This is a genomic window from Paenibacillus polygoni (assembly GCF_030263935.1).
Classification (GTDB): domain Bacteria; phylum Bacillota; class Bacilli; order Paenibacillales; family Paenibacillaceae; genus Paenibacillus; species Paenibacillus polygoni.
This window is the reverse complement of sequence record NZ_CP127162.1, coordinates 750,247-762,581: the sequence shown is the minus strand read 5'-3', so window position 1 is coordinate 762,581 and position 12,335 is coordinate 750,247. Positions and strand designations below refer to the sequence as shown.

10 protein-coding genes are annotated in these 12,335 nt (G+C 41.0%); 3 read left to right on the top strand and 7 right to left on the bottom strand.

The window, feature by feature from the left end; all coding sequences use genetic code 11:
* Nucleotides 1–124 precede the first annotated feature (124 nt).
* Nucleotides 125–1,501 (bottom strand): MATE family efflux transporter, encoded by a 1,377-nt coding sequence (locus QPK24_RS03595; protein ID WP_285749068.1) that lies wholly within the window; start codon nt 1,499–1,501, stop codon nt 125–127.
* A 184-nt stretch (nt 1,502–1,685) separates the two neighbouring features.
* On the opposite strand from QPK24_RS03595, the gene QPK24_RS03590 reads away from it, so the two are divergent.
* Together QPK24_RS03590 and QPK24_RS03585 are read left to right on the top strand one after the other, a co-directional pair.
* Nucleotides 1,686–2,312: a TetR/AcrR family transcriptional regulator gene (locus QPK24_RS03590; RefSeq protein WP_285746239.1), complete on the top strand. Its 627-nt coding sequence runs from the start codon at nt 1,686–1,688 to the stop codon at nt 2,310–2,312.
* Between the two features lie 500 nt (nt 2,313–2,812).
* On the top strand, nt 2,813–5,917 hold the full coding sequence (locus QPK24_RS03585) for an MMPL family transporter (RefSeq protein WP_285746237.1): 3,105 nt from the start codon (nt 2,813–2,815) through the stop codon (nt 5,915–5,917).
* 55 nt (nt 5,918–5,972) lie between these two features.
* Here the strand turns inward: QPK24_RS03585 and QPK24_RS03580 are convergent, their stop codons facing one another.
* The 3 genes from QPK24_RS03580 to QPK24_RS03570 all read right to left on the bottom strand — a co-directional run bounded on the left by QPK24_RS03580 (nt 5,973) and on the right by QPK24_RS03570 (nt 8,842).
* Complete coding sequence (locus tag QPK24_RS03580) at nt 5,973–6,542, bottom strand: GNAT family N-acetyltransferase (protein ID WP_285746235.1); 570 nt, start codon at nt 6,540–6,542, stop codon at nt 5,973–5,975.
* Nucleotides 6,543–6,585: 43 nt separating this feature from the next.
* Entirely contained in the window at nt 6,586–7,476 is an 891-nt protein-coding gene (locus QPK24_RS03575) for a phosphotransferase (RefSeq protein ID WP_285746233.1), read from the bottom strand.
* Nucleotides 7,477–7,732: 256 nt separating this feature from the next.
* A complete protein-coding gene (locus QPK24_RS03570) occupies nt 7,733–8,842 on the bottom strand; it encodes an RNA-guided endonuclease InsQ/TnpB family protein (protein WP_285746231.1) in 1,110 nt (369 codons plus the stop codon).
* Nucleotides 8,843–9,093: 251 nt separating this feature from the next.
* On the opposite strand from QPK24_RS03570, the gene QPK24_RS03565 reads away from it, so the two are divergent.
* A complete protein-coding gene (locus QPK24_RS03565) occupies nt 9,094–9,519 on the top strand; it encodes a GNAT family N-acetyltransferase (protein ID WP_285746229.1) in 426 nt (141 codons plus the stop codon).
* Nucleotides 9,520–9,599: 80 nt separating this feature from the next.
* On the opposite strand, the gene QPK24_RS03560 is transcribed toward QPK24_RS03565, so the two are convergent.
* From QPK24_RS03560 to QPK24_RS03550, 3 genes are all read right to left on the bottom strand, one after another.
* Nucleotides 9,600–10,799, bottom strand: a complete 1,200-nt coding sequence (locus QPK24_RS03560; protein ID WP_285746227.1) for a copper amine oxidase N-terminal domain-containing protein — start codon at nt 10,797–10,799, stop codon at nt 9,600–9,602.
* A 185-nt stretch (nt 10,800–10,984) separates the two neighbouring features.
* On the bottom strand, nt 10,985–11,377 hold the full coding sequence (locus tag QPK24_RS03555) for an iron chaperone (RefSeq protein ID WP_285746225.1): 393 nt from the start codon (nt 11,375–11,377) through the stop codon (nt 10,985–10,987).
* Between the two features lie 64 nt (nt 11,378–11,441).
* Nucleotides 11,442–11,981, bottom strand: coding sequence for a GNAT family N-acetyltransferase (locus QPK24_RS03550; protein ID WP_285746223.1), 540 nt, complete (start codon nt 11,979–11,981; stop codon nt 11,442–11,444).
* Nucleotides 11,982–12,335 lie beyond the last annotated feature (354 nt).

The window sequence follows — 12,335 nt, the reverse complement described above, 5'->3', positions numbered from 1 at the left end:
TTATGATATTTTTAGTACAAAATAAGGAAAATACTTAAGATGTTGTTAATATGAGTGTGATAAATGTTATTGAATGCAAAAAAAGAGAGCTGACAATTCAGCCCTCTCCAATGAAAATATCAGATTAGATCAGTTTACGACGATACCATTTGTCCCCGCGGAAACGAATCCAGAAAATCACCCCACGAATGCTCCACTCCGTGACCATAGCAATCCATACCCCCATAATTCCAAGTCCTAGCGTAATTCCTAGGAAGTATCCTAAAAATACACGGAGAACCCACATTGACAATAACGAAGTTAAAGAAGTAAAGTTTGAATCTCCAGCTGCACGCAGTGCAGAAGGAAGGATAAAACTAATAGACCAAAAGATCGGCTGAACAATTGCAATCAGCAGTGTAAGTGCAAAGATATCAGGTACAATCTCAGCCGGCGGCGAGAATAATCCCACGATGAACGGAAACAGCGGAAGGATTATAGCAGCAACCAAAATAAAAAATGCTGTCGACAAGCCCATGAACGACTTAATAAATTTCCTTGCGTCCGGTATATTGCCATTACCAATACACTGCCCAACTACGGTGACAATGGCGATACTAAGCGCGCTGCCCCCAATTTGAAACAAGAGCGATATGGAGCCGCTGATTGCATTTACGGTAATAGCTAACGTCCCGAGCTGAACAATAAACGTCTGAGTAAGCAGTTTCCCGCCGTTAAAGAACATCTGCTCAGCGGCAAATGGAATGCCTACCGCCATAATCCTTTTGAGAATTGAAAAATCCAGTTTTAGAGCTTCTTTGATCTTGTATTTTAGAGTCTGGTTTATTTTGATCAGATAATACATCGAGATACACATGCCCAGCACCCGTGCTGTAATCATGGAAATAACGAGACCCATAATTCCCATATCGAATATAGTAATAAGCAAAATATTCAGTCCAAGATACGTAAGGTTCATGATGAGTGACAAGCCTAGACAAGCCTTCGTCTCTGCTACCCCGCGTAGAACACCGGTTACGGCCTGAAATATCGCAATAAACGGATAAGAAATACAGCTGCCTATAAGAAAGACTCGAGCATTCTCAAAAACTTCTGCCTCCGCCTTACCAAATAATAAATTCAGGATAGGGTTATGGAAAGTAATGACCAGCCCGCATATGACTATGGAAAGAATCGCTATTGCCGTAATGGCCTGTGTAGCCGATTTCGATACCATCTCCTCATTGCGGCTCCCTTTATACTGAGCAACAATGACGGTTCCCCCTGTGGCTACCGCAACAAATACGTTAACGAGAAAAATATTGATCGAATCGACCATACTCACGGCACTTACTGCAGCAACGCCCGATGATGCAATCATCGCTGTATTTAGCAGCGCCATTAAAATAATAAAAGCCTGATCCACAAATATCGGGATAATAATCGCGATAATCTGCCTGAAATCAAGCGTCTTTCCAGTAAAATATTTATTCAAGAATGTATTAGATTTTTCTCTATACATAGGAACTAGATTACTCAAAGGATCATCTCTTTTTCATTGTGTATTTACAACATCGCCCAATAGTATAGCATGATTATGCGAGTATGGGTCGTGAAGTATTTCTTTTTTTGTGGTAATGATTGCAGAAAGTCCATTTTTCGACTATACTTTCGTTATTCCAATAAAAGTAAACAGGTGTTCATTAATGCAAATCTTAAAAGAAGAAATCCGAAATAATATTCTAAGCGCAGCCCTATCTGAATTTGAACAATATGGGTATGCGCAGTCCTCGATGAGACGAATTGCGACTGCAGCGGGAATAACAACCGGTAACATTTATCGCTATTTTAAGAACAAGGATGATTTATTCCAGGCCCTGATGGGCAGTGCACATGAGCAGTTTATTTCGTACACCATTGCAATTAAGGAAGAAATAGAGAATACCTTCACCATTCACAGTGACGAGGTATTCGAGTATATCAAAATGGTGGATGAGACCATTGTAGAACTGCTGAAAGACTCAAGTACAGAGATCAAAATCTTATTAACCTTAAGTGAAGGTTCGGCTTACGCATCGGCAAAACAGGATCTTATTGCGATTGTTATTCAGATTCTTGAGAAGGTATTTAAGGTTACTCGGGAAACAACGGACTTGGTCCCTGAAGATCAATTAACTATCCAAATGCTAGCCGTCACCATCATTGAAGGGGTATGCCTAATTCTCCGTGATCACCGGGATGGAGCAACTATTAAATATCTTGTTGATGAGCTGCTGCAGGTGTTCTCCGTGGGGATTGCGGAGAAAATTAATTGCGGTACTCGCAAAGCTTAGATTCAACTCTACGAGTGAATGAAGGTTTGCGAGTAATCGCAATTCTTTTAATCATCTTAATTAGTGATAAAAAAATTGCGAGTACTCGCAAAGCTTAGATTCATCTCTACGAGTGAATGAAGGTTTGCGAGTACTTCCAAATCTTAGCCTCTTCTCTACGAGTGAGTGAAGGTTTAGAAGTACCCGAATTTCTCTCCAACTGCGGTACTCCTAAACAATAGTTCATCTCAGCTGAGTGGATCATTGTTTAGGGGTATCTCCAAGCCAATAGGTCCACCTCTGCCGAGCGGATAATTGGGCTCTATTCCAATCTTTTGGATTCACCTCTTCAGAGTGAATGAAGGATGGGGAGAAATCCTAATCTATTGGTGCGTCTCAAATGATTTAATCTTTAATAGAAAGCACATCTCTTTTTTTAGCATTATAATGAACGCCTGTTTACTAATGTTCTATACCTCAAGCAATGCCACTATTCCATAATCAAGGGAGTTAATGTTCGAATGCAAAAGATACTAAAGTGGCGCTGGCTTATTCTAGCCATCTGGCTGGTTAGCGCAAGCTTACTCACTGTATTTCAGCCAGATGTCAACGCGATTCTGCATGAGAGAGGCCAAGATCCGCTCACCAAAGACAGTCCTTCCAAAGTAGCAAGTGAGCTGCTAAAAGAAATGACAGGAGATCAAGGCACAAGCGATATTATTGTTTTTCATAATGAAAATAAACTGTCTGATACGGATCTGACTCAGATTGAAGCAGGTATAGAGAACATACGAGATCATAGTGCTGAACTCGGTGTGCACGATATGATCGATCCTTTTTCTACCCCAGAGGCGAAATCCTCTCTTCTCTCCGAGAATGGAACGACCCTTATGGTCAGCTTCAGTCTCGATAAAGGAGATCGTGAAGTTGCCGTTATTAAGGAACAACTTGAACAAGAACTCGCTGAGATAGATACTGATTATTATCTAAGCGGTGAAGATTTTATACAGAACGATTATTTAGAAGCAACAACGGCAGGTGTAGAAAAAAGTGCTTTATTGACCGTTGTGTTCATTCTGGCCGTTCTTATTATTATGTTCCGTTCACTGCTCATACCCTTTATCTCGCTGCTAACGGTGGGGATTACCTATCTCGTATCCATGGGCATTGCAGCACAAATTATTGAAAAATTGAATTTCCCGATCACCAGCGTAACGCAGATGCTGCTTGTCCTCATTCTGTTTGGGATCGGTACCGACTACAACATTCTTTTATTCAACCGCTTTAAAGAGGAACTTGCTCATGGTGCAACGATTGATGAAGCTATTTTCACTACGTTCCGAACGGCAGGCAAAACCATTCTTTACAGTACATTAACCGTATTTATTGCGTTTGCTGCACTCAGTTTCTCAAACTTTGGGATTTACAAATCCGCGAACGTGGTTGCCATTGGTGCGATTGTATTAATTGTGCAGATTTATACCTTGACCCCCTTCTTTATGAAGACACTTGGGGAAAAGCTATTCTGGCCTGCCAAACAAAATAACGGCCATAAAGACAGCAAGTTCTGGACCAAGCTCGCTACCATATCAGTAAAATATCCGGTGATTACTACCGCGCTTATTATAATTATCATGGTTCCTGTGCTCATGTTCAGCAAACAGACGCTTTCTTTTGATCAGCTGAAAGAACTCGGTAATGCCTACCCTTCAACAAAAGGGTTCAGCCTTGTCGCAGAAAACTTCAGTAAAGGTCAGGCGCTGCCTACGAATGTAGTCATTCAAAATGATGAGAGGCTGGATAACAATGATGCCCTGGCTGTAATTGATTCCATTACCCACTCCCTTAATCAGCTTGAAGGAGTTGACAGCGTATCGAGTGTAACGCAGCCGCAGTTTGAGGAAATTCCGGATTTGTATACCGATAACCAGACCTCAGCTATAACGGATGGAATCTCAGCTTCTAGGGACGGGGTCGATCAGATCCAAGATGGAATTTCACAGATGGAAGCAGGACTCACTACACCTGACTTTTCCGAAGTAGATCAGCTAGTTTCCGGTTCGGGAGAGATTACATCAGGCTATCAGCAGCTGACAGATGCGGTGAAAGAGCTTGGAGGCGGTATAAGTGACAGTGCTTCCGGAGCAACCGGACTTTCTTCGGGGATTTCCGAGATTCGCACTGGACTATCTTCCATACAAAAGAGCTCAGCACAAGTCTCTAGCGGACTCGGTGAGATCCAAAAACAATATACGGCGCTTGGCAGTGGATATGAATCACTAGCGAAGCAGCTGCCCGCTATTCAGCAAGGTATGACAGGGATTAACGGACTGATTACGGCCCTCGGTGCTGCCCATAGTGAACTAACATCAGATGATACCTATGTGCAGCTGAAGACACAGGGTGCGGCACTCGAAGGCGGCATCGCCCAGTGGGCTGGTGGACTGACACAGCTCAACGAGAACTATGGCAAGCTTAATAGTGCCTTCAAACAAGCTGCTGGTGGTCTGAATCAAATTAACAGTGCTCAGGGACAAATCCTCAGCGGCCTCAAGGAATTAGAAAACGGAGCAAAACAACTGAGCACTGGCCTGAATCAAGGCGCTGGCGGCGCGGATGAGATTGCTGCAAATATGAATAAATTAAATGCCGCTTTGGCTAAAGTGAACCAGGGACAAAAAGAACTGAGTAACGGTTTATCTCAGTTTTCCGGCGGTCTAACTTCATTAAAAGATGGACTTCATCAAAGTGGAAATGGGCTTGAAGATATTTCGGAGGGACTTGGAAAAACCAATGAATTCCTAACGCAGTTTGAATCTTCGAAAACATTCTTCATTCCTAGAGAAGCGCTCGAAGGAGAAGATTTTGCCCAGGTACTTGATAATTTCATGTCCGAAGATCGTAAAATTACGAAATTGATGGTTATTTTAAATGATGATCCTTATTCCAAGAAAGCGATGGACACCATTGAAGAGATTAACGATACCGTTGCTTCGGGACTTAAAGGAACCGTACTAGACGGAGCAGTATTTGGAGCAGCAGGACCAAGCTCAACAACTTATGACACCAATAAAGTACAGCTGGAGTCATTTAACGGAACAGCAGTGATCGTAATAATCGGGGTATTCCTTGTACTGCTGTTTGTCATTCGTTCCATTCTGCCATCCATCTATATTGTATTGTCTCTAATTGTCTCTTACTTTGTTGCCATGGCTGCAACGAACCTGGTTACCTATCAGATCCTCGGTGCTGACGGCGTATCATCCTTTGTTCCCTTCTTCTCCTTCATCATTATTGTGGCGGTCGGAGTCGATTACAGTATCTTCTTCATGATGCGCTACAAAGAATACGGGGAACTGGACCCTGCAAAAGCACTCGTGGAATCAGCCAAAAATATTGGCGGCGTCATCATCTCCGCCATGATTATACTCGGCGGCACCTTTGCCACACTCATCCCATCAGGACTTGTCCTGCTGATTGAACTGGCTTCTGCAGTCATTGCGGGTCTCCTTGTACTCTGCTTCATTTTACTTCCGATGCTGGTACCTGCTTTAATTATGCTGCCTAACGCATTCAGCAAGAGAAAAAACACAGCTGCAAATGAGAAATATACGTTGCATCAATAACGACATACAGTTGTTAAAAGAAGCAGATGCCTATCATAGGCTCTGCTTCTTTGTTTTATTTTGAGAGACAATACTCCTCTTTTAATATACCGAATACTTCCCGATCCACTACCCCTTTGCCGGACCAAAGTGCTGCTTGTCTGAGAGTACCTTCTTTTATAAAACCGTTTTTCAGGAGCACCTTTTTGGAGATTTCATTCTGCGGCATCACATCTGCCTGAACTCGGTTAATACCTGCGCGCAGGAACAGGAATTCAAGCACCAAGCGAACCGCTTCCGTTGCATATCCCCTGCCCCAATAAGCCTCTGCTAAGAAGTAACCCATCATGGCCATGTTCACCTTGCGATTAAGATCAAATACCTCAATAATACCAACCAGCCGATCCTGCTGATCCTTAGCAAAAATCCCCCACTTTACACGGGTCTGTTTATTGAAGTCTCGCTCAAAGTGCCCGACCATTTTCCTTACCGTGTCTTTGTTATGTCTCGGAAGGATTCCGCAGTATCTAAATATCACGTCATTGCTGTATATTTCGAACAATTCATCCACATGTTCCTCTTCTACTTTCTTAAGTACAAGAATCTCTGATTTCAGAATAGGAAACGAGTCAAAAATGGGATCCATATTCTCCTCCTTGTCATTCATCTTATTCTTCCTACGTTCCGGCCTATCCCTGCAAGTTTAGATCTTTTAAGAACGGATTACGGGCAGCAATGTCGTTTGCTTTCTTCATGAGGTCTATTCCTTCCGGTCCTTGTGCAAACCGGTTAAGCAGAATCCAGCGCAAATAAGCGATAGCTTCAAATGTAGTTCTGTCTTCCTCTTGAATAGGATGTAAGGAGAGATAAGCATTAGAGAAAGCTTCGGCAAGGAAAGAAGGCATATAGATTCGCTTTAGAAAAAGAGACCAGGAAAAGTCAAACCTCGGATCACCAAGCTGTCCATTCGTCCAGTCAATGATCGTCATACGTCCATCCTTCTCTACCAAATTATTTAAGTGAAAATCACCATGAATGAAATGACAGTGTTCGATAGAAGTTACGGATGCCACTTCAGTTACCACAGCTAATAGATCCGGATGCTGATCAAGATCGGGAAAATAATAAGCAAAAAAATCGTATTTAGGAAGTGTCAGCGGAAGTAGTTTCTCCACATTCACCTGGTGAATCTGATATAAAAGAGCCGCGATCTCCTGCATTTTCTTTTCACTATAATCTTGTAGTTCTCCGCCATCATCATAGGTAAACAGTACTTGTTCCTTTTGTTCAGAACGTTTTCTTCCCCACCCCAGAGGCTTCGATACAGGTAAACCTTGCTCATATAATCCTGATAACAATCGGTACTGATAATCAATATTCGGCTTAGAAACTTTGTTCCACACTTTCAGAATAAAACGATTATCCTGTATACATAGTTTGGTTACTTCTGCTTCCATTCCTTGAGTCATGGGCTGTACAATAATCGGTGGATTTTGAGCTAACAACTCATCCAGTAAAGGGTCTTTCTGTATCCATTCCATGTCACGTAACAGAGATCTCAGCTCCTTTTTTTTCTCCATGTTATAGCCTATTTGTCGTATCCTTGTTACATTCGCTTAGAGAGTTTAGGATACCTTTGAAAATCAGGTACAAGTCAACAACTCATGACTAAAGTCACGAGCTTGTCTCCGTCTACAATGTAGACGGTGCTTGTATTTCATACAAGCCTTTTAAACTTATTCCTAACCAGTAGTGCAGACGTACCTATTGGTACTCCTACCTTAGAATGTTGGAACATAAGGACGGTTGACTTCGCCCCTACTAGAAAAGACATGCTTAACTAGTAACTGCACTCATGGCTTCCACGCCTTTTCTGTACAGGTTCATAGCACCAATACGGTCATCATTTGATTTGTAATGGCAATTACGACACTCGAAAGTATGCTGTTTTTTGTTACGGTTGCGCTTATCAACATGTCCGCATTTAGGGCATGTTTGAGAAGTGTACTTAGGGTTTACTATCATTACTTTATGTCCGTGTAATACGGCTTTATATTCAAGTAGTTCACGAAATTGATAGAATGCCCATGAGACGCTTACATACCGGTTGCGCACTTTCACCTTTTCGGTAGCGTTACGAACGCCGCTTAAATCTTCTAATACAAACAACGTCCCTTTTGGATATTGTTCAACGAGTGCCTTTGTTACTTGATGATTAACATCACGAACATAACGGTTTTCTCTTGAACCAATTTTTTTTAGACGTTTACGAGCAGAAGGGGTTTTACGTTGTTGCAATTGCTTACGAAGTGTTTTGAATTGTCCTCGTTTGTGCTTAATGATTCTGCCTTTAAAAAACTCAGTTTTCCCTTTACTGTCATAAGTTGAAGCTAAGAAGTTTAAGCCCAAATCAATACCGACAACGTTATTAATGCCTGTGTTGCTAATTTTTTCAAAGTCTTTTGTCACAGGAATATGCAAAAACCACTTGTTATATTTGTGGACTAACTTTGCAGTTCCAAATTTCCAAGTGCCATCGAAGTAATGCTTCATGCCTTGTTTTTCAAAGTGAAATTTCAAACGTCCGTCTAACGTGTTTACAGAAAATCGATTCTCGTTAAGGGAATAATCACGATTCCAAACTAAATCATACTCAGGTTGCTTAAAGGTGACTAACGACCACTCATGGCCATTGGATTTAGCGGATTTATAACGAGCAATAACTGTTTTCATAACCGATTGCGCCATTTGACTTTTTAAGTGAAAATTTTCTCTCAAGGTAGAATAAAAACTTGAATTGAGCTTAGCTTGATTTAATTCTTTTGTTTCAAACACCTTCGCAGATAACCAATTACAGGCTTTGCGATATGCATTTGTCGTAATTGAAAGTGAGTTAACTTGTTCACTTGAAACGTAAATTTGTATCTTTGCAGTAATTGTAGACAACTAGATTCACCATCTTTCACTAATAATACGATATCAGATACTTTAGTGAAAGAAAATAAAAAAATTACAGCCAAATTACAGAAGGTCTGTTGGCTTCCACCAACGGCGCTTCCTCCCATGACTAAAGTCACGGGTATCTACGCCGAAACATGAATATAAAACATTTTTTACTTTCCCGTTACGCTCGAAATAAGGTAAGTTCTTATGAGATTTGAAAGATCTGATATTATGATACAAAGGAGTGATGAATCATGGAACTGCAGATTTCTGCTGAACATAGTCATGAAGATAGGACCCATGTACGTAATAAGCTGATTGCATTTAATCATGCTCACTTTTCTAAAGAACTGAGTAATCGGTATGAAGAATTGAACCTATTTGTAAAAAACGAAGACGGGGAAACGCTGGGTGGAATTGTGGGAGATATTTGCTGGAACTGGCTGGAGATCCACTATCTAATTCTGGATGAACAGATTCGCGGACTTGGTTATGGCTCGAAGTTATTGTTAGAGATCGAGGAAATAGCCAGGCAGAAATCATGCGATTTCATTAAACTCGATACCCTTAGCTTCCAAGCACTCGACTTCTATTTGAAATATGGCTATGAAGTATACGGATCTATCAATAATGCAGGCGGTCATACTCACTATTACTTAAAAAAGGATTTGAAAAGTTAGCAGGATACGCAACTTCCTAATCATTATAAGAAAAGCCCTGCAGTTCTGCAGGGCTTTCTCCAAGATTCAGATTTCAATAATTACGAAAGTACGTCGTATTTGAATTCATCTTCAACGCTTGAAATATCAACGGTATCATAAATGAGCCAGTTTCCTTCTTTATTTTTCACGAGATAGTACAAGCTCTCCATATCTAATTTCAAAATTTTGTCTGTTTCTTCTGCATACAGAATCGCAGTATTCCCGGTGTACTTAATGACACTCATAAATTTCGCAGACATATCAAAATTAATTGCTTTTAGGAGACCCTCATCAATCATAGCTTGCATCATCTCATAGAGTGCAGATGAAGGGTCCATCGAGGAGAGAAGTAACGCTGTATTTTTTTCGTTAAATCCTTGGTATTGGTTATTTATGGTCTCCATGATTGCTTTTTCCGTATCTACTGGTACTTGAACTTGAGTGCCGATGAGATCCTCAGCTGCATAATAGTAGTCCTCGTAGTACAAATCATACTGTCTTAACGTACCATTCGGCATTTTCATCAAGTTCACTTCATAGGTTTCTACCGAATCCCAGAAGAATGGACCGCTGATATAACTTCGTGTTCGAGTAACGGTCGCGTAAATGTCATCCCCATACGCCTCAATGTTATTTACATTGCTGTAGACCACTTTTGCTTTGGAAAGAAATTGATCGCGGTATTCTTCTTTAATCTCCTCATAATAAGGAGCATCAGGGTGAATCAGCTGCATCGCTTTCGCCAAACTCCGTTCATTTTCTGCCGCTTGCTGTTTTTTGAAAAATTCGGTGACTTGTGCTTTTACCTTGCTATCCGCAATTCCAGTTGAGATGTGAATCGTTTTGTTCTGCTGATTCCATTTCACATCATAACCCGTTGCTTCTGCTACGAATCGAAGCGGAACAAGCGTGCTTCCCTTGGTTATGTAAGGTGCCGCGGAAAGGCTTGTCTTCATTCCATCAATATAAGCTGATTTCTGTCCAACCGTCAGCTGAATTTTCGTCGAACCGTTATTGGCATTAATTCGTTTAGCCGCATTATTATAAGCGACAGTGTAATTGAAGGCTTCAAATAAGGGACGGAACTGTACGAAAGTGACTCCATTTTTGATTTCAGGGGAAATAGAAAAGCTCATTACCTTCCCATCTAGATATACCTGGATCTTTTTAGTTGCCGCACTGGCAGGGGCCACGTTACTAAGGACGGTACATACCATCAGCAGAGATAACATAAGAAGCCCAAATTTCTTTCTCATCATGCAGTCTTCTCCTCTAAGTTGTAAGTTTTTCAGGGAAAGAGAACTCTCTCCTCTCATTCCAAAATAATGAAACGAGCCCATCATAAGCCATCGTAACCTCACACAAAAGAGATTTCAACACTTGTGTAACTTTTTACATAGAGGTAAAATATGACAATAGGTCAACTGTCCATACAGCCGTAATCTTACTTTTCCTTACCTTTCTTTTTAGCTGCTGCTTTTTCTTTATTCTCAGCGGCTCGAAACTGTACAATCCTGCTGATTAATTCATAGGGAAGTTCCTGATTCAGCGGAAATTGGACAGAACCTTTTGCCCCCTTATATCCGGATAATTCCTCTTTAAAAGCCTCGATACCACTTGGAGCCGGATAAAAGCCAATGTGATTTTTAAAAGCAGCATAATGAACTAGATTCCCACTCAGCGCAAAGGTAGGCATTTGATAACTTATCTTTTCCACTGCTTCTGGGGCAGCTCCTTTTATTACCTTTCTGAGCTTCTGAAGGATTTCTTGGATCTCAGCTGGAAACTGAGAAATATATTCATCAACCGACTCAACCTTCGTTTTCTTTTCATCCATGATAGATATCGCCCCCAATCCCTATAATAGTTACTTATAACGTAATACCTTACAGACGTTATTGTTATGCTTCAAAAAATGCTACCGAATATTCTACTACGCCGGATTGATCCTTAAGACTATTTACACTAAGCTCTAGTGCCATAAATGCATCATCCGGAACTTCAAATGGTGCCTTTATTCCCCATAGGGATGCTTTTTTAAATCCAAACTTCGGATAATATTCGGGATGACCCAAAACAATAACCGAACCGTACCCCAACTCTTTCGCTACTTGTATTCCTTCTTCAATAAGCCTTCTACCGACACCTTGATTCTGATATTGGGGTAGTACAGAAACAGGAGCAAGTGCTAGAGATTCTGCTGTCTTTCCTTCACCCACGATTTTAATTTTTGAAAAAAGAATATGCCCGATGACTTCATCATTCTCTTTATTTATCGCTACTAAAGATAATTCAGGGATGAACGCTTCCGATGTACGGATCCTGGCAACGAGTTCATGCTCTTTTTTATCACTGAATTCCATAGATTCAAACGCACGTTGTACTATCTTCTTTACGGCTTCATAATCCTTCGCTTCTTCTTTTCTAATGATCATATGCATATTTCCATATCTCCTTTTTGGGGACAATCTCCCTACTCTTCATCGTACTCTAAAAGTATACCCGAAGAATAAGACCTGCTTTCACGAATACTTGGGTAAAACCGAACAAGGAGAAGTAATTTACTGGATTAAAGAAACTTAAATAAGATATAATGGAATGAATCTTTTGAATGAGGTGAATGGGATGAACTTCCGCAGGGTTCGAAGTAATTAGTTGCCGGGCTGGATAAAAACGCGTACCAGCTGTCAAGGGACACGTCTGTCCTTTTGTCCACAGTAACTAAGTATTTGAACGATATGGGGCTGTTCTTTCTCTAGCTTGTTATGAACCTCCATTTGAAAGGTGGAAGAAAA

Coding starts and splice junctions, on each gene's coding strand:
- QPK24_RS03585 (WP_285746237.1), top strand. CDS start 2,813: ATGCAAAAGATACTAAAGTGGCGCTGGCTTATTCTAGCCATCTGGCTG.
- QPK24_RS03565 (WP_285746229.1), top strand. CDS start 9,094: ATGGAACTGCAGATTTCTGCTGAACATAGTCATGAAGATAGGACCCAT.
- QPK24_RS03595 (WP_285749068.1), bottom strand. CDS start 1,501: ATGTATAGAGAAAAATCTAATACATTCTTGAATAAATATTTTACTGGA.
- QPK24_RS03555 (WP_285746225.1), bottom strand. CDS start 11,377: ATGGATGAAAAGAAAACGAAGGTTGAGTCGGTTGATGAATATATTTCT.
- QPK24_RS03560 (WP_285746227.1), bottom strand. CDS start 10,799: ATGATGAGAAAGAAATTTGGGCTTCTTATGTTATCTCTGCTGATGGTA.
- QPK24_RS03580 (WP_285746235.1), bottom strand. CDS start 6,542: ATGGATCCCATTTTTGACTCGTTTCCTATTCTGAAATCAGAGATTCTT.
- QPK24_RS03575 (WP_285746233.1), bottom strand. CDS start 7,476: ATGGAGAAAAAAAAGGAGCTGAGATCTCTGTTACGTGACATGGAATGG.
- QPK24_RS03550 (WP_285746223.1), bottom strand. CDS start 11,981: ATGCATATGATCATTAGAAAAGAAGAAGCGAAGGATTATGAAGCCGTA.
- QPK24_RS03590 (WP_285746239.1), top strand. CDS start 1,686: ATGCAAATCTTAAAAGAAGAAATCCGAAATAATATTCTAAGCGCAGCC.